Below are 25645 nucleotides of genomic sequence, written 5' to 3' on the forward strand. Positions count from 1 at the left end.
GTAAATACTCACCAGTCAAAATCGTTTTGCTCAGCCCAATTACGAGCAGCAGAGTTTATCTGCGGGATTTCTTCTGCCCAAGGTACTAGATCTGGTGTATCTACAATGATGGGATCTGCTTCGTGTGTGGCTAGTGTTGCCTCCGAAAAGCTGCAGGCAGGAAGCTCGGGACGGTCAGGAATGTAGGTATCTACCAGCACAGGGCGCAAAAGCGCATAAGCACCACCCTCAACGAGCTTTGAGTAACCAAGCAACGCACGTTTTGCTGCAGAAATTCGATTGAGCTTAAAGAGCAATATCACACGGGCAAGATGTGACCATGAATCGCCATGGCGACCATAGTGAACATCAAGCTCCTCAAACGCATCCTCATCTTCGAGGCGGGCAAGGATCAGCGCGCAGGTATGGCGTGCGCCAAGCATATCGCTCGGTGCCATATCAAGTAATTGTCTACAGGCATCTTCAGCCATGCGGTAGCGTGCGGTATCAAAAAGCGCACGACTAAGAGCCGATTGAACCCTCAACATGCCATGTGTAAACACGTTGTCCCAGACATCCTCACTATCATCATGAGGGCCAAGAAGTGGTTCAGATTCTATGTTATGCGCTAGATTCTGGCGCAATATAAAGAGCTGTTCGATGAGATCATCACCCGGTAAGTCTTGTGCAAGCAGCTTGCACAAAGAGGCGTCTGCGCAGTTTTCATCAAGGGCGATCGCACGATTACAGTCGGCGATAAGGCGATTGAGCCTACGGCTGCGCGCAGCAAAGAACGCATCGTCCGCATCGATAAAATCAGCATTCTCAGCAGATTTTTCGTAGCGCTCAAGAGCATCGACAAATACTGAAAATGCTTCATCGCGGGGATCATCTATAAAAGATTTGGGCTTTGCTTGGACGGCACGCAGCAGCTCTTCAAATCCACTTTTTGAGAGGTTTCCAAGCTTGGCACTGCGTCTTTGAGCAAGACGAGCAATCAACTCTTCATGGGTCTTCATAGCGGGCCTCCTTCGGGTGTAGGCGGGCTGTCATTACCCTCACTCGAATTGTTCATATTGGAGTCGCCTTGGTTATGAGCGAGATCGCTCAGTATGCGGAAGCGCTCTTCTGCTTGCTGCCGCGCTTGGGCAATTTCTGCAGTCTCAGAGGAGGGGGCCATTTCGGTGGCTGTTTCAGCTAGCCACAAACCAAAGGGTCCGCGTGCGCCCTGCTCGCGTCCTTCTTGTAGAAGTACGGTTGCTTCGGATAGCGCCACAATCAGCTCATCCTCACTGCCAGGAGCTACGGGCAGTCGTGCAAATACGCCATCGGGCAATTCATGCTGACGAATAAAGGTCGCGGCTGCATGCGGATAGGTAGTTATGACATGTTGAAGTTCGGATTCAGCTGTTTCAAAGTCGCACTGCTTGTATGCGAGCGCCATTCGACCAAGAGAGAGCCACGCGTTGGGTCCGTCAGCGTTACGGGGTGTGGCGATAAAGCTTTGTTCAAGTGCAGCAAAGCCTCTAGAATCCTCAAGCTTTGCAAAAGCGATAGCTGCAGTGCAGCGCACGTCTCCCATATCGAGCGGGTCGGCATCCAGTGCTTTAGCACAAAGCTTTAGTGCCTCACGATTGCGTCCACAGATGACCGCTTGGGATGCCATGGTTGCGAGCCAGCGGAAATATGGGCGCATTGCCAGATGTTCTGCGAGTTCGCACAAAGGTTTGGGCAAGTTGTCCCCAGCGTGTATACGCTGCTTGTGACATTGCTCACGCACCTGAGCTTCTCCAGCATCAAGCCACTGGTAATAGGCAGCAAATCCTGGTTGTTCAGAGGCGGCAATCATACGACGAGCATCAGCGTTGTGCGGATCTAGTGACACCGCTTCGGCAAGCAGGCCGTGTGCGCGGTCGATAATCTCGTGCGCATGCTGTTCTTCCGAAAAAGGGAGCTGACGGTCAATCAACGTTGCTGCGCGTGCCACAAGATTAAAGGCGCGGTCATTGTCAGTTTGGAAAATAGCGTCTCGCGATTGCACGAACTGCTTGTCAAAGTTGTCGTATGCTTTTTGCACTTCTGTAGGAGTTGCAGAATTGAGTGTTTGTGCCAAGTGCAGCTTTAATCTCTGGTAGTCTTCGGCATGGGCATCAAATGACATTTCCGCCCTCTCAGATGCAAATTCTAGTCAACATGACTACTATTCCTTGTACATTTATATAAATCAAGAAGTATTCGGTAGAAAAGTATATTATTCTGTAAACGAGCAAAATTATGCAATGATTCTGAAAATATCAGGAACAAGCTAAACTATAAGTACATGCGGACTTATGGGTTTCCGCAAAACAATCCGTAGCAAAATTGATATGGATTGCAAGTATATTTGCCGCGTTGCATGCGGCCAAAAGGAGAGGAACAACAATGGGTAGGTTTACGAATCCCCGCGACCTTTACTTTGGCGAGGGCGCTCGTCACGAGGTCAAGAACTTCAAGGGTTCTAAGGCAATGATCGTCTCTGGTGGTGGCTCCATGCGTCGTGGTGGCTTCCTGCAGGACATCGAGGCCGACCTTAAAGAGGCTGGCTTTGAGGTCGCTTTCTTCGAGGGTGTCGAGTCTGATCCCTCTGTCGAGACCGTGATGAAGGGCGCTGCGGCTATGTCCGAGTTTGGCCCCGACTGGATCATCGCTGTTGGCGGCGGTAGCCCCATCGATGCAGCAAAGGCAATGTGGATCAAGTACGAGTATCCCGAGTGCACCTTTGAGGATATGTGCAAGATCTTTGGTCTACCTACTCTGCGCACCAAGGCTCACTTCTGTGCAATTAGCTCCACGTCTGGTACCGCGACCGAGGTTACCGCATTCTCGATCATTACCGACTACCATAAGGGCATTAAGTATCCCATCGCTGACTTCGAGATTACCCCCGATGTCGCAATTGTTGACCCTGAGCTCACCTACAGCATGCCTGCAAAGCTTTGTGCACACACCGGCATGGACGCTCTGACCCACTGCATTGAGGCCTACGTTTCTACCGTCGCTTCTTGTTACACTGACGGCAACGCTCTGCACGGTATCCGTGAGATCACCAGCTGGCTGCCTGTCTCTTACACGGGTGACAAGGAAGCACGTCAGCACATGCACGACGCCCAGTGCATTGCAGGTATCGCATTCTCCTCTGGTCTGCTTGGCATCGTTCACTCCATGGCTCACAAGACTGGCGCTGCTTTCTCTGGTGGCCACATCATCCATGGTTGCGCAAATGCAATGTATCTTGGCAAGGTTATCCAGTTCAATGCCAAGGACGAGCGCGCTGCTGAGCGTTATGCATTTGTGGCAAAGGAGATTCTGCACCTTAAGGGTGAGACCAACGAAGAGCTCGTTGCCGCTCTCGTGCAGTACATCCGTGACCTGAATGACAAGCTCGACATTCCCCAGGCCATCAAGAACTACGGCCAGGGTGGCGTCAAGGCTGAGACCTCCATCATCGACGAGAACGAGTTCCTTGAGAAACTCCCCGAGGTTGCCAAAAACGCAATCGGCGATGCTTGCACTGGCTCCAACCCCCGTCAGCCGTCCCAGGAGGAGATGGAACAGCTCCTCAAGTGTGTCTACTACGACCAGCCTGTGGAGTTCTAAGCCACTCGTCATGTTGTGTGATGCGCGAAGTTTCGCGTAATTGTGCCAGCCGTATCCGTTGTGGGTGCGGCTGGTTTTTGTTGCGAGAAAGGGGAGTACCGCGGATTAGTCTGAAGCTAAAAAGCAGAGCTTTGCACTTGCTAGTCTTCTAGTTCTCCACCTGCAATTGCAGCTTCAAGAGCAAAACGGTCAATCAATGATGGAATTACTCCATGGCGCATCACGCTGAGTCCCGCTGCATAATTTGCAATACGGACAGCCTTATCAAGGGAATATCCATAGAGTAAATATGAGGTCAGCGCACTGATGAACGCGTCTCCCGCTCCTGCATCATCAACCGCAGCTCTCTCTTGCGTTGTATATAACTTGCCAGAGCTATTCGTTCTTACATAGCATCCGCGAGCACCAAGCGTGACAATGACAGTGTTTACTCCTGCGGCAACCAACCTTGCAGCCTTTTCATCCACACTACCTGCATCAGGCAGAAGTTCACCCAACTCTCCTTCATCGGGGACAAGGTAATCAATAAGACTAAGTAGATTTTTGGGTAGTGGTCCACATGCAGATGGTTTGAGTATTGTCAGAAGACCCCGTTCTTTAGCCTCGAGACAAGCAGCTTCAACGGCATCAAGTGGTATTTCTGTCTGCATGAGACAGCATGCTGCATCATCAAACAGTGCTGCGCGTTTGTGGACTTCTTCGGCTGTCAGTGTGGCATTAGCTCCCGAGACAATTGTTATCATCGACCTGCCTTTGGAGTCCAAGAAAATAAAAGATTTGCCCGTCTCCTGATTTTCAACGCGTCTTACACCCGAATCATTGATACCCCAGCGCTCAAACTCATGAAAGAAAAGATTTCCATCATAGTCTGCTCCAACATTGCCAATCATGGAAACACGATGTCCAAGCTTGGTGACCCCTACTGCTTCATTAGCACCCTTACCACCAAGGTAAGATCGGGGAGCATCTGAGCTCATGGTGATACCGCTGCTGGGCAACTCGGGCACTCGGAGATAGTTATCCATATGAAGACTACCTACAACAACTACGCTCTTGGTTCCTGCTGATGGGGGCACTGCAATAGTTGACTCGTTGTCAAGGTGAAAATCTTGAACGAAGGAAGGAGGCGCTTCTGTACCTTCAATAGAAGAAATGAGTCGCCTACCAATATAGGTACCGAAGTCCGAGTTGTTGATTGTGTAGGTGGATATATTGGTTGCCCTCAAATGTACTTTGGAAGCAGAGGTATCGTTTTTCAGAGATATTAGCGAAACATCAGTAGGAATTCTGAAGTGAAGAGTCTCCATCAGATTTGAAAATTCAACAGCGCGATGGTAGTGGGACGATACTACTGCTGTGAGGTCTCCCTTAGTGACTGCCATTGCAGATTTCGCACCTAATTCATCGAAGACGAGGTCTTTTCGGTAAGGAATATCATGATCAAATAGGCAGTTACGATAGCCGGCGAGAAAGTCTTCGGTCCTTCTTCCATGTGCGTAAAGACAACCAATATTAGTGTGGCCTAGGTGAATTAGCTTTTCTGTCATACGGTAAGAAGCCTCAAAATAAGGCTTTAGCAAAGAGCTGTCTCCCCCAAATATGCCCGTAGTGATAATAGGAACTCCAAGTTGTTTAAGGCGAGGAAGCTGATTCATACTTTCTTCTGTGGTTGGTTCCCAGATGATGCCGGCACATCCTGCCTGCCGTATCGCCTCGATATTTGCTTCTTCTTGTGCTGGATCAAAGAAGCTATCAAAGACAATCGAAGCAAAACCACGTTCTTGAACTGCTCGGATAATTCCATCGAGGGTTGAGTCGGATACAACTGGTGCTCGAAGCAATACGGCAATTTGCCAATCAGTACGAGGAGAGCTGGCAGAACCGTATGGGGAGTAATGATATCGTCTGACCGTATCTAGTACGCGCTCTCGCGTTCGGTCGCTAATCCTGTCATCCTTACGATTAATCACTTTTGAAACTGTTGCAGGCGAGACACCTGCAAGTTCAGCAATCCCTTTGATGTCCATCTGCGTGTCATCTCCCAAAAAAGCTGTGTATAGCAATAATACCGTAACGAAAACTTTCTCCCATTCTCCTTTCGAGCTGTTGGTAATAAATGCGGTATGAATGTCAATTACCGATGAAAATCAACCATTTACAGACCAATGGACTCATTCGTAACGATAGAGACCTACTCTCAAAGTGGGAAAACAAATAGAGAAAACATTCTCACTGAAACGCTAGATTTTCCCGTAACCCGATAGTTGTATCTGGTCAGGTATCAGCAAGTGAAAGGAAGACTAATGGCAGCTGGAAAGAAGATGGGCTTTTTTGAGGGCATAAAGGCTCAATTTTCTACAAAGTCCCTCGTGTTAATTCCCATTGCTGTGGGAATTAACCTTGTTGGTGGCACCTTATGCTCTGTGCTGAAGCTGCCCCTTTTCCTAGATATGATCGGAACAGTCATTGTTGCAAGCCTAAGTGGTCCATGGGTTGCTGCGCTTACAGGCTTCCTTACCAATGTATTCCTTTCGCTTATTGCCAATCCTGTATATCTTCCGTACTCGGTAGTTAGCATTCTTTGCGGCTTGACTGTTGGCTATATGGTTAAAGCTGGCATGCTCAAGACCAAGTGGGGATTTGTGCTGATTTGGATTGCGCTCACAGTCGTCAATGCAATTTCCGCTTCGATGATTACTACCTTCCTCTTTGGTGGTGCAACTGGCGCGACTGGCACTTCTGTTATGACCGCTGGCCTAGTTGTTGCACTTGGGGATATTCTTGCAGCTGCCTTTACCTCAGCAATTATTGAAAACTTTATTGATAAGGGTATTGCCCTGTTTATTGCTTACCTTGTTGTTAAGAAGATCCCTCGTCGTTTCATCAGCCAGTACGCCTCTGATGCAGTCGATGATGCTGAGGATGATGTAATCGAGTAAACACGAAAAGACTACGGGGAGTTCATTACGTCTTGGGCGGATGAACTCCCTTTTTGTTTGAAGATAGATAGAAAAGAGGTGTCCGCTATGGTTGGTGCTAATGATGAGCATATTCTTGAGACGCCAATTGGACGCATGAATCCGATTACCAAGGCAGGTGTTGCGCTGTTTGTAGGGCTAACAGCCTTGATCCTTCCAATTCCTTGGCTGGGCTTTGTCTTTACTGCCTTATATTTCATTGTTGCTGCAAAGGGCAATATTTTGAGACCTTTTACTAAGATTATCTTTTCGTTTGGTATCCCCATCACACTCATGTTGCTTTTTATTCAAGGGTTTTATAGTCCTCTCAACCAGACGTATATCCTCGACTGCGGGTTTGCAAAACTTGGGCTTGAGGGTGTTTTGAATATGCTCCATATCGTTGGCACCCTTCTTACATTTCTTGCAGGTCTTTATATTTTGAATCAAACAACCTATATCGGAAGACTGGTTGCTGCTCTGAACGATATTGGTATGTCCCCTAAAGCTGGCTATTTAACACTTGCGACCCTAAATGTTGTGCCTCAAATGCATCGTCGCATGCACGGTATTCGTGAAGCACAGAGTGCTCGTGGATTAAGCACAGGAGGATCTGCCCTGGAGCGTTTTAAGGCATTTATTCCACTATTGGGGCCAGTTGTCCTTTCTTCATTGACGGATGCTCAGGAACGTGGAATGACTCTTGAGACGCATGGATTTGGCTTAAAAGAAAACAAACACACCAGTCTCGTTACTAACACAAACACACCCACAGATAAGGCAATCCTTTTTGGTGCAGTAGCTATGTTTGTTGTGGCAGTTGTGCTGGCAGTGCTCAATGGTGTTGGAATCATAGCGATTGGTTAGGTAAATATGGTAGAGGAAGTGATTCGCGTCGAAGACTTTTCGTTCAAGTACCGCCAGACAAAAAAATATGCACTTAAGCACCTTGATTTTGCTATTAAAAAGGGCGAGTTTGTCTGTGTCATTGGTCAGAACGGATCAGGAAAGTCGACGCTTGCAAGTGCGCTGGTGGGGCTTGTTCCGCAGTATTTTGTAGGTAATTTGCACGGACGCATCCTTATCGAGGGGCATAATACACAGCAGACTTCAATTTCTGAACTTTCAACAATGATTGGTCTTGTATTTCAGAATCCTTTCAACCAGCTTTCATACACTGCAGGCACCGTGGCAGAAGAGCTTGCATATGGGCTTTGCAATCATGGAGTGCCTCGCGAGGAGATGGTTGAGCGTGTTGATCGAATCGCAAGGGTAATGCGCATAGATCACATTATTGATAAGAACCCACTGGAACTTTCAGGGGGGCAGGTGCAGCGCGTTGCACTTGGATCTTCCCTCATTATGGAGCCCGAAATTGTGGTATTAGACGAATGCACTACCCAGCTTGATCCTATGGGTAGTGAGGAGATTTTTGACATTGTCAAAAATCTTAATGCAGATGGTATGACAGTGGTCATGGCAGACCACGACATGGAAAGGGTGGCACGTTGTGCCGATCGCGTAATCGTACTCGATCGCGGTGAGATTGTTGCACAAGGCACTCCCGACGAGGTGTTTTCTCAGCCTAATCTTTGTGAACACGGCGTAGAACCTCCTGATTTCCTCAAAATTGCACTCGCACTGAAAGAAGTAGGCGTAAAGGTTGATCGTCTGCCAGTAACTGAAGAGTCGACTGTTGAATTGGTAAAGGAGGCGATTCACTCATGAAAATAGAAATCCAAAATCTTGAGCATATATACCCTACGGGTGAAAAGGCACTCGATGGGGTCTCTTTTACCTTGGATAACAATGAGCGTGTAGCAATCATTGGACAAAATGGAGCTGGTAAAACAACTATTGTTAAGCACTTCAATGGAATTTTGCGCCCAACGGCAGGTAAAGTTCTGCTTGATGGCGTTGATATTGAGGCCAAGAGTACACCAGAATGGGCTGCTCGTGTGGGTTACGTCTATCAAAACCCCGACGATCAACTCTTTTTGGATAGCGTAAGAGACGAGTTTCAGTTTGGTGCCAAGCAGATTGGAATGCGAACTGAACGCATTGAGCAGCTTCTGGTAGAAGTAGCTGAACTTGTTGGTCTATCTGACAAGCTTGATGTGAATCCATTTGACCTTACGCAGACTGAAAAAAAGTTTTGTGCGATTGGCTCGATTGTCATGATGGATCCCGAGGTTCTCATTTTTGACGAACCTACGATGGGTCAGGATGTGGTGGGCAACGATCGCCTCGCTCATATCATTGAAGTTCTCCACAACCAAGGGAAAATGTGCGTGACCATTTCCCATGATATGAAATTTGTAGTTCGCTGTTTTGATCGTGTCATTGTGATGTGTCATGGACACAAGCTTCTTGATGGGCCGACACGCGAAGTATTTAGTCAGGTCGACACATTAAAAGAATCTTTTGTTGTTCCCCCTCCCATTACACGTATTGGACAAGCTTTGGGCTTTAAAAAGACCGTGCTGACGCTTGATGAACTGGTAGAAGAGTTTCGTAAGGAAAGGGCAAAATAACATGGCTGATGTAAAAATTCAAATCTACGGCATTCGTACTGTTGGCGATGCAAATATGGTTATTAATGCTGGCTGTCATCACATTGGCGTTTCATATGGAAAGATACTAAGAACTCCAGGACAGCTGACCTGCGAAGCTGCAAAAACGATTTTTGAGGGTGTTGTTCCCGAGGCGGTAAAAGTGGGACTTACTGTTGCCACGGATTTGGATGAAATCAGCGAAAATCTTCATGAAGTTGAGCCTGAGGTATTCCATCTCTCTGGCGATATTGACGGCATTAGTCCCGATCAGGTTGCTGAGCTGCGCCGTCGTTTTCCAAACTTAAAGATTATGCAAGCAATTCCCGTTCTTGCAGGGGTGCCTCTGAAAGATCAAAAGGTGCTTGAATATGTGCGAGATTATGAGGCTGTCGCAGACTATTTTTTAATTGATACCAAAGCGCCTTCTGCAGGAGATATTGGCGCTACAGGCTTAACGCATGATCAAGCCATCGACAAAGCAATTGTTGAATCCACCGATGTTCCGTGCATTATTGCTGGTGGATTAACCCCAGAAAATGTAGCAGAAGCTATTCATGTGGCGCATCCATATGGTGTCGATTCATTTAGTTGGACAAACTATACCGATGGAAGGACAAACCCTGACGGTGGTTGCAAGGATCCTGCAAAGATAGAAGCATTTGTCCGGGCGGTACAAAATGCCTAGACATGGTGAAGTCATTGTCATTGGTGATGCGAACGTGGACATTATTGTGCATTATCCGAGCTTCAAAAATGAGGATCGTACACTGGTTGAATTTCGCAATCCCGTTATGGTTGGTGGTGGCACCGCATCAAATACGGCTCATGCTTTGGGTGTGTTAGGGGTTCACTGTACATTTGTGGGCACCGTTGGAGACGATTCATATGGTCGTTTTGCTCTAGCGGATTTAGCAGAAGCGGGCGTAGATGTTTCACTGCTTTCGGTCCGTAGTGACCTCAATACAGTTGGTGTGTTCGCTTTTGTGGATGAGCGAGGCGAACGATACCTATGGGGTTGGCCTCGAGAAAACCAGTCATTCAAGGTGATTGATGAATCTGAGGAGCTCTTTAGGCGTGCACGTAATGCTGCGTGGGTCCACTCTTCAGGAATGTCGCTTGTATATGATACGAGTGCACGCTCCACAATTACTAGAGTTTTCAAGGAAGCATATGCTGCTGGCGTCCCTACGTCGTTTGATCTCAATTTGCGCGTAGATGATGGTGTGCTTGATCCCGACTATTCAGCTGCCTTGCAGGAAATATTGCCCTTTGTGACACATTTATTAGGATCTGGTCCTGATGAATACACCTATCTTGGGGATGGGTCTTGGAAAGATAATGCCCGCGCTCTTTCCAATCAAAATAGAACGGTTATCGCTCGTGATGGAAGCCGTGGATGCATGGCTTTTACGGATGCTCAGTGTCTAGAGCTACCCGCCTTTAAGGTAGTGGTTGAAGATACGGTCGGGGCAGGGGATGACTATAACGCAGGCTATATCTACGCTATGCTTTCTGGCCATTCGCTTGCAGAAGCCTTGCAATATGGCAATGCTGTTTCAGGTTTTGCTGTAGCCCATAAAGGTGCGCGCACTACGCCCAATACGAGGGAGCTTGAGGAATTTATCAAGACCCATTCATCTCTATAAAAGAAGGAAATTCTCATGGATAAAAAGAAGGTCATTCTCGATTGTGATCCAGGGCATGATGATGCATTTGCCATTATGCTTGCAGTTCAACATCTTGACGTGCTGGGAATCACCACTATTGGAGGAAACAGCCCGCTTGCAAACGTTACACGCAACGCGCTCGTAGTACTTGAGATGATTGATGCTGCAGATAAAATTGGTGTTTACCCTGGTCATTCATGTCCCATGGTTGCACCCCTTGTTACAGCACCCAACTTCCATGGTGAAAGCGGATTGGACGGTCCTGTTGTTGATGAACCCGTTCATAAGGCTCAAGAAAAACATGCAGTTGACTTCATAGTCGATACCGTTATGTCAACTGACGATGTTACGCTTATCGCCACTGGTCCTTTAACAAATATTGCATCAGCAATCAATCGAGAGCCGCGTATTGTAGAGAGAGCCAAAGAGATTTGCATAATGGGTGGTTCGGTGACTTTTGGTAACTGGACTTCAGCATCAGAATTTAATATTTTTGTTGATCCAGAAGCGGCTGCTCGAGTTTTTGAAAGTGGTATTCACGTAAAAATGACGGGCCTCAATCTTACTCGTCAATGTGGATTTACGCCCGAGACCGTGAAACGTTTCCGTTCCATAGGGACAAAGGCAGCAGCGTTTGCTGCGGACTTAACGGATTTCTTCATCAGTTCTAACTTGCGTGAGAACGAGCCTGCACTTGCATGTATGCATGACGCCTGTGCTGTTGCTTGGGAGATAGAACCCTCTTTAATTAAATCTGCGCCCATGCATATAGATATCGAACTCAATGGTAAATATACCCGCGGCATGACGGTTTGTGATTACCGGCATCTAAGAGGCGTCAACCCTACTGTTGATCTCGAACGTGATGCTCAGATGGCGTTTCGTGGTGAAAAACCCAATGCAGAAGGCGCTCTCGAGCTCGACTACAACGCCTATCTCGAGTTAGTTTGCTCCACTTTAGCAAAGTATCGATAAGCATATTTAGAAAGTAAGATATATGGGCTATGGTCTAGTGCTGTGGGACTTCGATGGAACACTGGCAGACACCAGTAAAGATGTATGGGTCTCTTTGCGGTATGCAGCTGCACGTTGTAACTCCGCTTTTGCGGCAAGCTTTGAAGCGAACGGCGCTAACCTAGCCCTGCCAGTGTCGGAAATTTTCTTGCATCTTGATCCGCAACCACCTTTTTTTCTGTGCGAGTGCTTCGAAAGAGATGTGAGCGACCACTATAGACGCCTTAATGATTTTGAACACACAAACCTTTATCCAGGAATTGAAGAACTGATTGATTCGCTACGCCATCTAGGCGTGAAACAGGCGGTAATTACAAACAAACCTCTTCCTGCGCTTAAGCGAATTCTCATAAAGAAAAAGTGGGCGCGACTGTTTGATGGCTTTAGCAGCACCGATGAGGGAAATGGGGTTGTACACTCCAAAGCGGAATTGATTCAGTCTTTTATGGATGACTGGCCCTGCTTAAGGCCAGTTTATGTTGGGGATAGTTGGAGCGATATCGCTGCAGCTCACGAGTGTGAGATCGACTGTATCGGAGTCACTTATGGTGATGGGGATGTTAATAAACTCAGACAGCAAGCGCCTACTTTTTTAGCAGATGACATTAAGCAGATTGAAAGTCATTTGATGGGAGCGAAAAATGATTGCTGATTTCAGCATATGTATAGGTACGAAGTTTATTTTTGGGCATAATGCGACGGATAAGCTTGGAGATGAACTCGCAGTTCTAGGTGTACATAAAGTACTCGTACATCATGACGGTGGCAGCTACCTAGAAGAAAGCAATTTGCTCAATACGGTCAGAACCAGTCTCTTGCATGCAGGAATTAGTTGGGTTGAACTTGGTGGCGTACAGCCCAATCCTCGACTTAATCTTGTAAGAAAAGGGGTGAAGATTGGACAGTCTGAACATGTAGACGCTGTAGTAGCTATTGGCGGCGGAAGTGTTATTGACTCTGCAAAAGCCATTGCTATAGGCGTACCTACAGAACATGATGTTTGGGATTTTTTTACGGGTAAATATGTTCCCAACACAACCCTTCCCGTGGCAAGTGTTCTTACAAATCCTGCTTCTGGTAGTGAATCTAGCCAAGTTACAGTAATTAATAATTCAGATGAGCAACTCAAGCTTACATTGAGCCTGCCCATTATTCGTCCCGCGCTTGCGTTTATGGATCCGTCACTTACGGTGTCGTTACCTTGGTTTGCAACATGTTGCGGAATAGTAGATATGTTTTCGCACATATGTGAACGCTACTTCACGCCCACCAGTGATTTTGGGGTGATAGATTGCATGGCAGAAGCCGCCCTTCGTTCTATCATCAGCAATGCAGCTCGGCTCGCAGACAACCCAAGTGATTACGATGTACGCGCAGAGCTGATGTGGACTGCAACCATAGCGCAGAATAATACGCTCGGTGTTGGGCGCGACCAAGACTGGTCATGTCATGTTCTTGGAAACGAACTGAGCGCAATCTATGATACGCCACACGGCGCTTCGCTCTCTGTAATTATGAGTTCATGGATGCGTGAGGCGTGGCCATATAACCCTGTACGCTTTGCTCGCTTTGCTCGCGAAGTTTTCTTAGTTGATGAAGATGATGATCAAGTCGCAGTATTGGCTGGTATTAAGGCAGTTGAATTGTTCTTTCATAAGCTGGCGATGCCTACCAGTTTTGCTGAAGCCAATATCCCCTCTAACGATATTGAGCGTCTGCTTGATAACATTTCTTTCTTTGGCTCTGACCTTGCTATTGGGTCAATCGCCCGTCTTAATCGTAGTGATTGTCGCCATATTTTCTATATGGCCGCTGGTTTATTGACAGAGTAGGAGTGCATTATGGCAATTCTTAACTTTGGCTCTCTTAATATCGATTACACCTATGCAGTAGATCATTTCGTTACTGCAGGAGAAACCCTTGCTTCGACTAGCCTCGCTGTGAACGCAGGAGGAAAGGGCCTCAATCAATCGCTTGCGCTTGCTAAGGCAGGGGCACCAGTGAAACATGCTGGCATGGTAGGAGAAGATGGCAGGTTTTTAGTAGAGCTTCTTCAATATGGAGGAGTTAACACGGAGTTGTTGCACATTAGCGACACAGTCCGCTCAGGCAATGCCATCATTCAGACAGATCCGTCGGGTGAGAATTGTATCTTGCTTTATGGTGGAGCGAATCAAGCAATTGAAGAAGCTTATGTTGATGAAGTTCTTTCCCACATGGAACAAGGGGATTGGATTCTTTTGCAAAATGAGATTAGCTGTCTCGACTACATTATGGGCTCTGCCAGTCGTAATGGGCTGAGGCTAATTCTAAATCCTTCTCCCGTAACTCCCGAACTACTTAGCTATGATCTCTCGGGCGTTAGTTTGCTTGTGCTAAACGAAATTGAGGCAGCCGCTATCGCGGAAGTTGATCCTGGCCTGGATCCAGTGGCCCTTGCACAAGCGATAAGGCAGCGCTTACCCCACGCAACGGTGGTCCTCACGTTAGGTCGTAAAGGGTCAATATATTTGAGTGACGATACTGAAACGTATCAAGATGCCTTTGCAGTGGATACGGTTGATACGACGGGTGCAGGGGATACGTTCACTGGATATCTTCTAGCAGGTTTAATGCGAGGGGATGCTCCTGCTCAGTCAATGCGAAATGCTGCTGCAGCATCTGCAATTGCAGTTACGAGGCAGGGTGCAGCTCCCTCGATACCTAATCGTGCTGAAGTTGAAGAATTTTTGAGGAAAGTTGCACAATAGCATGGCAGAAGCAACAAGAACCAAGCCGAGTGGAATTCCTGTTCCTAAAGAAGGGACAGCTGAATTTGAAGAAAAATATAAGATGGCACGGGTTGCGATACCACTGGTACTTTGCATCTACACACTTGGCGTGTTCATGCAACAGGCTGTTGGGATGGTGTATGTCAACATAGGTGACCAGTTGGGTCAGCCCAGTTTAGCATCTCTCATCACATCAATTCCAGGCATCGTGCTTGGCATCACAAGCATCGTCTACGGTGCTCTGGGGGATTTTGTATCACTAAAGAAGATGATGGTGCTGGGTACTATTGCATTTGTTATAGGTTCAGCATGCGGATGTATTGAATTTTTTGGCATATGGGGAGTCATTGTTGGACGAGCGCTACAGACAGCGGGCTGGCAGGCTTCAGGGACGGTTTTTCTCATCCTTGTTTCTAAATACACCAAGGAACACGAACGTGTTGCATGGTACGGCATCTTCGTTGCGGTTTTCCGCTTTTCCGCAGCGGCAGGAGTATTTTTAGCCGGGTATCTCACTTTGATTAATTGGCGCATCTTGCTGGCAATTGGAATGGTTGAGGTTCTTGCCATCCCTCTTTTGTTGCACAGTTTGCCTGATGAGCATCTTGGTGGATACCGTATTGATGTTATTGGCTTTGTACTTGTAGGCCTAATGGCTGGTGCCATCACAATGTTCTTTACAAGCTGGACTGCTGTTCTTGGTGTGCTTGCTCTTCTTACAACTATAGTTTTTATTGTTTATATCTCACGTGCAAAGGATCCATTCGTATCGCCCAAGATGCTTACAAGCGCTCCGTTTGTTCTCATTAATCTCGTTACGTTTGTCGGATATCTCTTCAGTTATACCATTACGCCTGGAGTAAACGGAATTGGCCTTGCTGTTTTTGGCGTTAATTCAGCTGTGGTTTCCAATAATCTTGTGTGGTCAATATTACTTGCTGCCATGATTGGCTTCGTTGCTGGCCCTATTATTAACTGGATGGGTCGAGATAAATCTATTTTGTTTGCCCTTGCATGCATGGCGACCGGACTGATTGCTGTTGCGTTTGCCATTCCTTATGGACAGACTTGGACTCTTGCGATAGCGCCGTGTGTTTACTACTTTGGAACTTCTTTTTTCTATCAACCAGTAGTTGATACCGCTGCACTAACAGTGGAACCTGAAGAATCTGGTCGTGCACTGGGTTTTAATGGGATGATTCAAGCAATTTCAGGTTCGATAGGTGTTGCTTTCTTTGGACGTCTTATTGCAAATAATGCAATGTCCAATGGAAGTCTATTTGGTATTGCAAAAGGATCTGCATCTACCTATGCAAATGTATTTATCATGGGTGCAGCGCTGGTCTTTTCTGCTTTAATAATTTTTTTGTTCGCAAAGAAGACCATCTATAGAGAGCAGCACGAAAAATGATGGGGTGTGTATAAGGTGCTGTTAGGTCGAATCTTTCCTCAGGTGCCAGCCGTATCCGTTGTGGGTGCGGCTGGTTTTTGTTGCGAGGGATGCTGAGGCACGCGGGCAGGCACCAGCGTTAAAAATGTATCCCATCTACCAAGTTGAGGCGCAAAAAAGTTGCCGAACGGGGCATACTGTATCCAGCACAATCCACGTGATTTTTGCTTTGAGTCTCTCAGAGAAAGGTTCCGATATGGCAGTGGACGAAAGCCCCATCCTTGATTTTGGCGATGAGCTGAGTCAGGCTCCTTCGACAACAATTCCAAAACCAGGTGTGCCTACGCTTGAGTTTGGCACCGATCTGAGTCAGCCGGCGCCTGCCGTGACACCGCTTTCAACCGTTAACGTTGATGACTCGATGCTGTCTGAGTCTGAGCGCAAACAGGTTGATGAGTTTGCAGGCAAAATTGACCTTGCTCAATCTGGCGCAATTTTGCAATATGGAGTGGGCACACAGAAAAAGATGGCCGACTTCTCTGATCGTACTCTGGAGTCCGTCCGTACCAAGGACTTGGGAAGTGTGGGCAACGAGATCACCCAGCTCATCGTTGATCTCAAGGGCTTTGACCCTGAGGAGACCGACCAAAAAGGGTTCTTAGGCTTTTTTAAAAAGCAGAGCAACAAAGTGCAGGAGCTCAAGGCTCGCTATGCCACCGTAGAAAATAATGTGGAGCGCATCTCGAACGAGCTGCAAAAGCACCAGATACAGCTGCTTAAAGATGTCGATCAGCTTGATCACATGTATGACTACAATGTCACCTACTTCAAAGAGCTAACAATGTATGTGCTTGCAGGCAAGCAGAAGCTAGAAAAGGTTCGTACGGAGGATTTGCCCGCAGCTCAGGCGAAGGCGCAGGCAAGTGGTCTGGCAGAAGATGCTCAGGCAGCGCGTGATTTAGCGCAGCAGTGTGACCGTTTTGAGAAGCGTGTCTACGACTTGGAGCTGACGCGCCAAGTGGCCTTGCAGACCTTCCCGCAGATTCGTTTGGTACAAAACTCAAACGCTGTCATGGCTGAAAAGATTCAATCCACCATTGTCAATACTATTCCCTTGTGGAAAAACCAGATGGTCATCGCTTTGGGTGTGCAGCATGCTACTCAGGCGGCACAGGCCCAGCGTGCCGTGTCCGAGATGACCAATGATCTGCTCAAGCATAATGCCGACCAACTCAAAGTTGCTACCGTAGAAGCGGCCAAAGAGTCCGAGCGAGGCATTGTTGATCTCGAGACACTACGCCACACCAATGAGCAGCTCATGTCGACACTTGATGAGGTTATGGCTATCCAGAAGGAAGGTCATGAGAAGCGCATCGCTGCTGAGGCCGAGCTTGCCCAGATTGAAGGCGCGCTCAAGCAAAAGCTCCTTGAGGCTTCTTCACACTAGATTCTTGGCACAAGAACAATAGACTTTTGCACTGAAAGACAAAGCTGGACACTTTTGAGTGCCCAGCTTTGTATATTGCTCTCTGTTGCTTGAACCGTTTGAACTGCTTGGTCTTGCCGCAGCCCTAGAGAGGGCGTGAATCAGCACGGGGCCCGTGGTCATCAGCAAGACCATCTTGGGTCAACATAGTACGTAGTACATGCATGTCGCCCTGTAAATCCCATGCCGCATCCTGCAACAGGTCATCTGCAAGCTTATTGAAAGACTCGTTAATAACATCAAGGGTCGTTTTTATTTCCCTGCGCGTAGCCTCAGCATTAGGGCCATGCTCGTCATGCTTGTCGAGATCGGCATAGGCATCCACAAGCTTGCCGGTAGTGGGCAAATAATAGTTGAGGAACTGTGCGAGCTGGTCGACCGTATCGGGACGCTCATTAACGCGTGCGGTAATACGGCGTACATTTTCTTCAAGCACATCCAGTTTGTCCGACATCTCCTTTTCTTGGATGATGTTATTCGCTAAACGAATGCGTTGAATATAATCCTTACCTTTTGCTACCGCATCGGCCACTTTTGGATTGATAGGAGCTTTGCTTGCACTCTCTGTAGCATCACTCGTGTCATTCTCAACAACAGCTTCAGGAGCAGGAGCTGCGGTTTTGTTACGCGCAGCGATACGCTCAGAAGTCTTCTGTTTGGTTTTTGGCAAATCAATGCCGCCTGCTTCTTTAAAGGCGTGGTCGGTCAAATATAAAACGGTTTTTCCATCAAGAGACTGGCGAATACGGCCCTGAGGGATATAGCCTTGAGAAATACCTGCCTGCACCATGTTTGTGACTTCATGAATAGAGCTTCCCATCCGGACGGCAATTTCTTCAAGTGTCAATGCTTGCCGCGTACTAGCAATACGCGCAAGTCTTTCAAGATATTGAAGGAGCTTACGCTCGCGATGGGCGTTTCTTGTGAGCTTGCCAAACAAATACGTAAGCCCACCAAAAACAGCCGTGGTACAAAGGGTTGCAATGAAGGGATCTTCTGGCAGGCTAAACATTGTGCCGAGAGTCATCGCTCCATTCATAAACGTTAAGTAGCCAAAGCCCAGCATTTTTGCCATAGCGGTGGTTTTTTTGCCGCGCGCACGCACTATGTAGGGGCTAGGACCTGCTAATGCTTGAGAAAATGAGGCACTTGCAGATTTGATTGACTTTGAAACGGATGCCGAAAGGCCAGCAAAGTCGGCCGCTTCGACTGCTTCGTTCACCTTGCCCATAACGGTTGAGCCTAGGTCATTGAGGCTATCAAGCACATCGGGAGGAGGCGGATAGCCAGGGCCTGGCGTTTCGTAAGTTGGCGTTTCTTCATCGAAAGGCTGCTTGTTGGTCATAGTCCCTCTTTGAGTCGTCAGCGAAGCTGGCGTAAATAGTGAACTGGTTGCGCCACTATGACGCGTTGCTTTTATTTTATGGCAGTTGAGCTTATTAAGCATAACCAGCAGAAAATGACCTCATAAGTTAAATGAAAGAAGCAAAACTCCAACAAAAAGCAGGCTCTTCTTGGCTAGGAGGGCGCAGACTATGAATGAAGTGCGGTGAGCAGATGTGCCATATCACACCAGCCGTCTGTTGATGGGCGAGCAGATACAAAAGCGTTTGTTGCATTTGCGAGCACTGCTTGTGATTTGGGATTATGGATGCCATTGCGCATGAGCACAAAGGTGCCTACCTGTTTTGCCATTTCGCAGTCTGCTGGAGAGTCGCCGCAGGCGAGGCACTCCTCAGGATCCCAGCCCATCAGTTCGATGTAGCGCGCGACAGCTGAACCCTTGTCGAGTCCACGTGGCGTAATGTGGTAGGTATGTACGTCTTCAAGGCGCTCCCCTGCAATGGTAGGCAAGATGGTATCACCAGTAATACGTGTGACCATGCCATTATCTGCAAGGTAGAGAGGCAATCCCGTCTCATCCATCATCTGGCGGACTTCATCTTCCATCACAGCACCACGGAACGCGACTGATACCTCGCGATATTGGTAGCCAATACCGTTGTCATTGTAGAGTTCCAGAGAGTCAAACCACCGCTTTTGCATGCGCTCAACAATGCCTGTCTCTAAGATGATCTCATGCGGGGTTTTCCCGCAGCGAGGATCAAAGGTCATGTCTGCGGTGAAGTACTGCCAATCGCTGGTGGTGCCTTCATGCAGGCAAAGAATGCCGCCCATCTCACCAATCCAGCCGGGGAGCCCTAGCATGCGTATAACCTCGCGAATCATGGCGCGGCTGCGACCAGTGCAGGGGATTACGTCAATACCCATACGCTGCAAAGCAACAAGAGCTTGCGGTAGTGCGACAGATGGATTGCCTGCTGAGTCACAGAGCGCTGAACCATGGGTAACCATGGTGGCGTCTGTGTCACTAAAGATATGCTTGATGCGTCCAAAGCGCTCTTGCAAAAAATCAGGAAGCAGGGCAGGAGTAGAGGGGAACGTCGGCAGAGACAGAGCTGGCATACATTTCTCCTTTAGGACACAACGGACGGTAGCACTAGGATTGTTGGCTTAGATGTGCATGCATAGCACGTAAAAAAAGAGTCTCGTCGGTCTCGCAGGGCACAAATTCGTCGCCTACGTGTTGACGGGTCTCATCTCCTTTAGCGAGCAAGCAAAGCAGGGCAGGTGCTTTTTCTGCATAAGCAAGCTCAACTGCGCGGGCGATGGCATCAGGGCGACTGGGAATCGACTCGGCATGCTGTGTAGCTGGAGTTGCCGCAAGCAGCGCCGCATTGATATCTTCAACGCGTTCATGTGAGGGATCTTCTTCGGTATAAATGAGAACATCGGCCCATTTTGACGCTTCAAGAGGTAATTCTTGGCGGCGTTCTTGAGCTTTTCCGCCCGGTGCTCCAAAGACTGCAATAATGCGACGACCAGGAAATTCTTTGCTTACAGAAGCAAAGAAGCGCTGGTAGGAAAGCTTGTTGTGTGCATAGTCAACAATGGCAGCTACGTGGCGCGCGTCAGGCGAGTTCAAAAGTTCCATGCGACCCGGTACACGACAGCGGGCAAGGCCAGCACGAATTTGATTGCGGCTGATGCCCAACAGTTGGGCTACGGCAATTGCGCATAAAGCGTTATCGACATTAAAGAGGCCGGGCATGCCAAGATGCATAATTGCGGTCCAGGCAGGTGTGTGCACAGCAAAATCTACCGTGCCTTCGCTTGACGTAATGTGGTCAGCCCAAATGTCGGCGGTGATGCCAGCAGCGCTGGGAGCGGCTGCGTCTGTGTGGGCAACGCCAAAGCTGACAAGCTTGGTGCAAGGTGCAGCAGCAGTGAGCACCTCAGGTAAATGATCAGTTCCCAACCCTACGATTGCTGTTTTTGCATGCTCAAAAATACGCAGCTTGCTTGCAAAATAGTCCTCAAAATCTGGGTGCTCAAGTGGGGAGATATGATCGCGACCAATGTTGAGGAAGCAGGCAATATCGAGATTCAATCCGTCAACACGATCGTATTTTAGTGCTTGGCTTGAGACCTCCATCACTAGGGGGTTGTGCTGAGTTGTTAAAGCATTGTGCAGGTAACGCCATAGGTCGGGAGCCTCGGGCGTGGTGTTGTGGCTCTCTTCATTAACCACGCCATCATAGGTGGCAATAGAGCCAATGACTGATGCGGTTGATCCCAGCTCACCTTTGCCATCGGCGCCTGCGTCAAGGATATAACGCAACATGTAGGCAGTGGTTGATTTACCTTTGGTGCCCGTGATACCCACAATGTTCAAATTGCGGTCAGGGTGTCCCCAAGCTTCTGCTGCAACAAGTGCCATTGCGCGGCGAAGTCCGCTGTCTGTCGTGACAAGTACGGGAACTCCTGGCGCGATAGTTGTCAGCTCCGTGGCATGACTTTCATCACAAAGATAGGCGACGGCTTCCTTTTTTAGGGCTGATGTCAGATATGCTGCGCGGAAAGCTAAGCCTTTGCAAATGAAAAGATGATGTGCTTTCACAACACGAGAATCGCAGTCTGCACCAGTAATGACCTGCTTTTCTTGGCCAAAGAGCTGAGTGCTCGCGGTTAGGAGTCCGTGAGTTTTTAGTAACTCGGCAATATTTAGCACTGTAGTATTCATGCATCTCATGATACACTCTCGTGAGCACTCGCGGATACGTGGGTTATGGGCGATTGGCGCAGTGGCTAGCGCAGGTGCTTTACACGCACAAGGTCGGGGGTTCAAATCCCTCATCGCCCACCAGATGCTTAGTGTGCCCGAGACTTTTGCGGTCTCGGGTTTTTTGTAGGCAGATTGTTGTGTGGACTGCCAGTGCAGAACCCTGCTAATGGTTGGTTATTTGCGGCGCTATGGCGCTGTTAGATCTGGAAGGGCAAATATGGCATGCATTCGTATTTCTGAGCTACCTTTGTCAAAAACCGTGGTGGTTGCGACGGGAAACGCGCACAAGGTGACCGAGATAGAGGCAATTCTTTCGCCCATGATGCCGGGAATGCGTTTTGTGGCATTGGGAGACTTGGGGGATTTTCCCGATCCTATTGAGGATGGAGATACGTTTTTTGACAACGCGATGATTAAGGCACGTGCGGCATTAGATGAGACGGGCCTTGAGTATGCTGTGGCAGATGATTCGGGTTTGTGTGTGGATGCACTCGGCGGAGCTCCTGGTATTTACTCGGCTCGTTGGGCGGGTGTGCATGGTGATGATGCAGCAAACAATGCAAAGATGCTGCGTGAACTGGAAAACGTGTCCGATGAAAACAGGCGTGCTCATTTTCACTCAACGGTTGTTTTGGTGAGAGATGCCGATGATGGTCGCCGTCAGATTTTATCAGGCGATGGTGATTGTCCTGGTTGGGTGGGTTATGAGGAACGTGGTGACGGTGGTTTTGGTTATGATCCGCTCTTCTTCCCAGATGATACGCCAGGCAAAACTATGGCTGAGCTTACAGCCGACGAGAAAAACGCTATTTCACACCGGCGGCGCGCACTAGATCATCTGGCTTCGCAGTTATAGGTGGCAACATTTCGTTACCAAAAAACGTTGCAAGCTGAGGTGGCAACGTTTTTGGTGGCGATTTTTCACGTCGCTTCGGGTCTTCGTGCAAAAAATGCAAAGGAGGCAGGTTCGATACGCTGGAAAATCCGCTCGTGGTGCTTAAAAAAGCGCTTAACTAGACTGCAAGCACCTGCACGTCATGTGGATAGTGGTTGATAACTTCGCAACCGTCCTCAGTGACAATGACCAAATCTTCTATGCGAACACCAATCTCGCCTGGAATATAAATGCCCGGCTCGATAGAGAAGCATTGGCCCACTTGGACTGGCTCGTGGTGAGATGCAGAAACGTCTCCCGGCTCGTGATCCTGCAGGCCAATCTGATGGCCCAGACGATGCGTGAAATAGGGGCCAAAGCCAGCGTCTTCGATAACCTTACGTGCTGTGAGGTCAATTTCGGCAAAGGTGACGCCAGGTTTGACAACGGCCGCTGCCGCTTCGTTTGCGCGGCGCACAGTGTTGTATACCAGCAATTGGCGCTCGCTGGGCGTGGTGGTAAAAAAGACACGCGTCATATCCGAGCAGTACCAATTGCGCTTGCAGCCCACATCAAAAAGCACCATATCGCCAGTCTGAAAAACCGTATCGTCTGGCTCATGGTGAGGATCTGCAGCATTTGCACCGAAGCTCACGATGGGTGCAAACGAGTGGTCTTCAGCCCCGAGACGTCGATATTCTCCAAGTAGACCATCGGCAATTTGGCGCTCGCTAACACCAGGGCGCACTTGTGCCGCCAACCATGACATCGCCGCATCATTGACACGAGATGCTTCGCGCATGAGATTCTGCTCGGAGGCATCCTTAAGGGAGCGTGCAGCATCGACTGCTTCAGATGCAAGGCAAAAACCAGCGGCTGCTTGGGTATCGATGAGTGGTAACAGCCAGCGGGCAGTAAGCATTTTGTCTATGCCGAGCGCGTTGGTGGAATCGCATGTGGCAGCAACTAAAGGGATGGGATTGTCGGTATCCGAGAAGGTTATAACGTGCTCAAAGCAAGAGCTTGCATCGGGAAAGAGCACGTTGCAAAAAAGCGTATCAGGCCGCTGGTTCTGCTCGTCTGTACCCAGATAGAGAGCCAAGAAGCGCTCGAAAGGCTCGGTATAGTAACCCGTGAGATACCAGATGGAAAGTGGGTCACAAATGAGTGTCTGGCAAAGCTTCATCGCAGTGAGGTTCTGCTTGACTGCGGTGATGCGTTTTGCGTGCAGCATATCCATAGTTGTCCTTTCGCATATAAATCTGTTGGGCTGAGTATAGCGCGGCGGTGATGTTGGTTGTTATAGATGCCCCATGATGTTGGTTGGTGTGGATGACTCATGATATTGGTCGCTGCGGATGGCTCATGCGGCGATATCGAATGTTGGGCAGTCTACGGTCCATCTTTTTCGTGAACATGTTAAAGGCGCGGTAAAATATTGATTTGCATGTATATAGCCAACAGTATGCGAAGGCAGCTGTCTTCGTTGATGGAGGAGCATGGTGGATAACGAGATCCCTTCCGCAAACCGGGTTGATCATATCAAAGAAGCTCTTGCTACATTGCAGGGGCAGCGCCTGCGCGTGCGTGCCAATATGGGACGCTCGCGCATTATTGAGCGTACGGGCATCTTGCTACACGTGCACCCTTCGCTTTTTGTGATTGAAGTTGAAGAGCGCCGTGGTCGTACTGCTCGTCAGTCATATCAGTATGTTGATGTGTTAACAGGAACGGTCGAGTTGTATGATCCAATTTCTGGCGAGCGCTTTTTGGAGTACATGTTTTCTGAGGAAGAGTAGCTATGGATGACTTGGCGCGCACGAACGAGAGTTGCGTGAGGGTATTTACGCCAGCCAAGGTCAACTTATATTTGGGTGTGCATACTGAGTTAGATGAGCGTCGCTATCACCGCGCGGATTCGGTAATGGCGGCGCTTGCTTTGTATGACGAAGTGCGTGTGCGCCAGGCAAATACTTTGTCGGTGGCTGTGGAGCCTAGCGTAGGCGTGCCTGCCGAGCAAAGCAATGTAGGAAAAGCAGTACTTTTGCTGGCTGAGGCACTGGGTGTGGATCCGCTGGTAGACGTGCATGTTCGACGAGAAATTCCTATGCGAGCTGGTTTGGGCGGATCATCGTCTGATGCAGGAGGCACCCTGCGAGCACTCTGTGCACTTTGGGGTGTTGCGGTAGACGATCCGCGTGTGGTGTCTGTGGCACGGCGTATTGGCGCAGATGTACCGTTTTTCTTGAATCCACAGCCGTCGTATTTAGCTGGTGCAGGAGACGTGTTGCAAGAGAGCTATGCGGATTTGCCAGCGCAACCCGTGGTATTAGTGAAGCCTAAAGATGGTGTATCTACGCTTGAGGCTTATGCGGACTTTGACCGCGAACCACCAGCGCGCGGGGATCTCGAGGGTATGCGCGTGGCGCTGCGGGCAGGGGAGATGAATCGGGTGTTGGCCCTGCTTGCCAACAATTTGGATCCGGTGGCGTGTCGGCTTTTACCAGAAGATGCGGTAGCAAAAAAGTGGCTGTTGGCGCAGGAAGGCGTTATAACGGCGCTGGTGACAGGGTCGGGGAGTTGCATTTTTGCGCCTTGTAGGACACATGAGGCAGCGCTGCAAATTGCTGTTGATGCGGAAAAACGAGGGTGGTGGTCCTATGCGACCAGCTTTGCTGCCCCGCGCAAGGTAGAAGTCTGCTAAAATACCTTTTCGCAAAACGGGTTGTGGCTCTGCTTGGTAGAGCGCTCGGTTCGGGAGCTAGGGAACGTAGTTTCACTACCTAATTCCCAAAGCCGAGGAGTCGCAGGTAAACGGCTCGTTGGTGTGTTGTTGGCCACAAATGGGCCACAGCGTGGCCACAAACGTGGCCACAAAACCCGCGCGGAACGGGTTTGCGGCGCTGCCGCTTAACCGATTCGCAGGGCGTCGATGGACGGTCGACTGGAGTTCGCAGGCGGTCGTTCGGAGACACCGGAGACGTGCCCTCCGGAGAGTTGACATATGGCACTATGTCGGGACGTGGCGCAGTTTGGTAGCGCGCACGGTTCGGGACCGTGAGGCCGCTGGTTCGAATCCAGTCGTCCCGACCATGAAATCGCAGGTCAGGGGTGTAATTCCCCTGACCTTTTTCTTTCAGGGGTCGTGACCCCGCCCGGCGCGCAAAGCGCGGCGGGAAATAAACCACCC

23 protein-coding genes and 2 tRNA genes are annotated in these 25645 nt (G+C 48.9%); 18 read left to right on the forward strand and 7 right to left on the reverse strand.

The features are described 5' to 3' along the window. Positions 1–8: 8 nt before the first annotated feature. On the reverse strand, positions 9–998 hold the full coding sequence (locus Q0X25_RS00250) for a hypothetical protein (RefSeq protein ID WP_298578199.1): 990 nt from the start codon (positions 996–998) through the stop codon (positions 9–11). Continuing rightward, the gene (locus Q0X25_RS00255; RefSeq protein WP_298578201.1) at positions 995–2140 is read right to left on the reverse strand and encodes a response regulator receiver protein; all 1146 of its coding nucleotides are present in this window, start codon (positions 2138–2140) and stop codon (positions 995–997) included. Before Q0X25_RS00255 ends, Q0X25_RS00250 begins: the two co-directional genes overlap by 4 nt. Positions 2141–2400: 260 nt before the next feature. On the opposite strand from Q0X25_RS00255, the gene Q0X25_RS00260 reads away from it, so the two are divergent. Continuing rightward, on the forward strand, positions 2401–3615 hold the full coding sequence (locus Q0X25_RS00260) for an iron-containing alcohol dehydrogenase (protein ID WP_298578203.1): 1215 nt from the start codon (positions 2401–2403) through the stop codon (positions 3613–3615). Positions 3616–3755: 140 nt separating this feature from the next. Here Q0X25_RS00260 and Q0X25_RS00265 read toward each other — a convergent pair whose 3' ends face one another. Continuing rightward, positions 3756–5642 (reverse strand): PfkB family carbohydrate kinase, encoded by a 1887-nt coding sequence (locus tag Q0X25_RS00265; protein ID WP_298578205.1) that lies wholly within the window; start codon positions 5640–5642, stop codon positions 3756–3758. 276 nt (positions 5643–5918) lie between these two features. Here Q0X25_RS00265 and Q0X25_RS00270 point away from each other — a divergent pair, with 276 nt between their 5' ends. The 12 genes from Q0X25_RS00270 (at position 5919) to Q0X25_RS00325 (ending at position 17416) form a co-directional block, all read left to right on the forward strand. Further along, positions 5919–6554, forward strand: coding sequence for an ECF transporter S component (locus Q0X25_RS00270; RefSeq protein WP_298578207.1), 636 nt, complete (start codon positions 5919–5921; stop codon positions 6552–6554). Positions 6555–6641: 87 nt separating this feature from the next. Then, positions 6642–7439 carry an energy-coupling factor transporter transmembrane component T gene (locus tag Q0X25_RS00275; protein ID WP_298578209.1) on the forward strand — a complete coding sequence of 266 codons (798 nt, stop codon included), beginning with the start codon at positions 6642–6644 and terminating at the stop codon, positions 7437–7439. An 18-nt stretch (positions 7440–7457) separates the two neighbouring features. Beyond that, a complete protein-coding gene (locus Q0X25_RS00280; RefSeq protein ID WP_298578211.1) occupies positions 7458–8300 on the forward strand; it encodes an energy-coupling factor ABC transporter ATP-binding protein in 843 nt (280 codons plus the stop codon). Then, positions 8297–9106 carry an energy-coupling factor ABC transporter ATP-binding protein gene (locus tag Q0X25_RS00285; RefSeq protein WP_298578213.1) on the forward strand — a complete coding sequence of 270 codons (810 nt, stop codon included), beginning with the start codon at positions 8297–8299 and terminating at the stop codon, positions 9104–9106. Before Q0X25_RS00280 ends, Q0X25_RS00285 begins: the two co-directional genes overlap by 4 nt. 1 nt (position 9107) lies before the next feature. Next, on the forward strand, positions 9108–9812 hold the full coding sequence (locus tag Q0X25_RS00290) for a phosphoribosylanthranilate isomerase (RefSeq protein ID WP_298578215.1): 705 nt from the start codon (positions 9108–9110) through the stop codon (positions 9810–9812). After that, the gene (locus tag Q0X25_RS00295) at positions 9805–10773 is read left to right on the forward strand and encodes a carbohydrate kinase family protein (RefSeq protein ID WP_298578217.1); all 969 of its coding nucleotides are present in this window, start codon (positions 9805–9807) and stop codon (positions 10771–10773) included. The genes Q0X25_RS00290 and Q0X25_RS00295 overlap by 8 nt, the downstream gene beginning before the upstream one ends. Before the next feature lie 15 nt (positions 10774–10788). Continuing rightward, entirely contained in the window at positions 10789–11769 is a 981-nt protein-coding gene (locus Q0X25_RS00300) for a nucleoside hydrolase (protein WP_298578219.1), read from the forward strand. A 22-nt stretch (positions 11770–11791) separates the two neighbouring features. Then, a complete protein-coding gene (locus Q0X25_RS00305; protein WP_298578221.1) occupies positions 11792–12460 on the forward strand; it encodes an HAD family hydrolase in 669 nt (222 codons plus the stop codon). Continuing rightward, entirely contained in the window at positions 12450–13640 is a 1191-nt protein-coding gene (locus Q0X25_RS00310) for an iron-containing alcohol dehydrogenase (RefSeq protein WP_298578223.1), read from the forward strand. Before Q0X25_RS00305 ends, Q0X25_RS00310 begins: the two co-directional genes overlap by 11 nt. Before the next feature lie 9 nt (positions 13641–13649). Continuing rightward, positions 13650–14558 carry a ribokinase gene (locus Q0X25_RS00315; protein ID WP_298578225.1) on the forward strand — a complete coding sequence of 303 codons (909 nt, stop codon included), beginning with the start codon at positions 13650–13652 and terminating at the stop codon, positions 14556–14558. A gap of 1 nt (position 14559) precedes the next feature. Beyond that, positions 14560–15990, forward strand: a complete 1431-nt coding sequence (locus tag Q0X25_RS00320) for an MFS transporter (RefSeq protein ID WP_298578227.1) — start codon at positions 14560–14562, stop codon at positions 15988–15990. A gap of 235 nt (positions 15991–16225) precedes the next feature. Further along, complete coding sequence (locus Q0X25_RS00325) at positions 16226–17416, forward strand: toxic anion resistance protein (protein ID WP_298578229.1); 1191 nt, start codon at positions 16226–16228, stop codon at positions 17414–17416. 124 nt (positions 17417–17540) lie between these two features. Here the strand turns inward: Q0X25_RS00325 and Q0X25_RS00330 are convergent, their stop codons facing one another. The 3 genes from Q0X25_RS00330 to Q0X25_RS00340 form a co-directional block, all read right to left on the reverse strand. Next, positions 17541–18800, reverse strand: coding sequence for a 5-bromo-4-chloroindolyl phosphate hydrolysis family protein (locus Q0X25_RS00330; RefSeq protein WP_298578231.1), 1260 nt, complete (start codon positions 18798–18800; stop codon positions 17541–17543). A 188-nt stretch (positions 18801–18988) separates the two neighbouring features. After that, positions 18989–19921: an HAD family hydrolase gene (locus tag Q0X25_RS00335; protein WP_298578233.1), complete on the reverse strand. Its 933-nt coding sequence runs from the start codon at positions 19919–19921 to the stop codon at positions 18989–18991. A gap of 34 nt (positions 19922–19955) precedes the next feature. Then, positions 19956–21539, reverse strand: a complete 1584-nt coding sequence (locus Q0X25_RS00340) for a Mur ligase family protein (protein ID WP_298578235.1) — start codon at positions 21537–21539, stop codon at positions 19956–19958. 47 nt (positions 21540–21586) lie between these two features. Between Q0X25_RS00340 and Q0X25_RS00345 the strand changes: the two genes are divergently transcribed. Both Q0X25_RS00345 and rdgB read left to right on the forward strand, forming a co-directional pair. Then, positions 21587–21662, forward strand: a tRNA-Val gene (locus Q0X25_RS00345). Positions 21663–21798: 136 nt separating this feature from the next. Further along, a complete protein-coding gene (gene rdgB, locus Q0X25_RS00350; protein ID WP_298578236.1) occupies positions 21799–22437 on the forward strand; it encodes an RdgB/HAM1 family non-canonical purine NTP pyrophosphatase in 639 nt (212 codons plus the stop codon). 157 nt (positions 22438–22594) lie between these two features. On the opposite strand, the gene Q0X25_RS00355 is transcribed toward rdgB, so the two are convergent. Further along, positions 22595–23695, reverse strand: a complete 1101-nt coding sequence (locus tag Q0X25_RS00355) for a Xaa-Pro peptidase family protein (RefSeq protein WP_298578238.1) — start codon at positions 23693–23695, stop codon at positions 22595–22597. Between the two features lie 262 nt (positions 23696–23957). Here Q0X25_RS00355 and Q0X25_RS00360 point away from each other — a divergent pair, with 262 nt between their 5' ends. The 3 genes from Q0X25_RS00360 to Q0X25_RS00370 all read left to right on the forward strand — a co-directional run bounded on the left by Q0X25_RS00360 (position 23958) and on the right by Q0X25_RS00370 (position 25548). Further along, a complete protein-coding gene (locus Q0X25_RS00360; RefSeq protein WP_298578244.1) occupies positions 23958–24254 on the forward strand; it encodes a Veg family protein in 297 nt (98 codons plus the stop codon). 2 nt (positions 24255–24256) lie between these two features. Further along, positions 24257–25159 (forward strand): 4-(cytidine 5'-diphospho)-2-C-methyl-D-erythritol kinase, encoded by a 903-nt coding sequence (locus Q0X25_RS00365; protein ID WP_298578240.1) that lies wholly within the window; start codon positions 24257–24259, stop codon positions 25157–25159. Positions 25160–25471: 312 nt separating this feature from the next. Beyond that, positions 25472–25548 (forward strand) — tRNA-Pro (locus Q0X25_RS00370). Positions 25549–25645: the final 97 nt, after the last annotated feature.

It is taken from the genome of uncultured Olegusella sp. (assembly GCF_947253395.1).
In the GTDB taxonomy this organism is placed as follows: Bacteria; Actinomycetota; Coriobacteriia; order Coriobacteriales; family Atopobiaceae; genus Olegusella.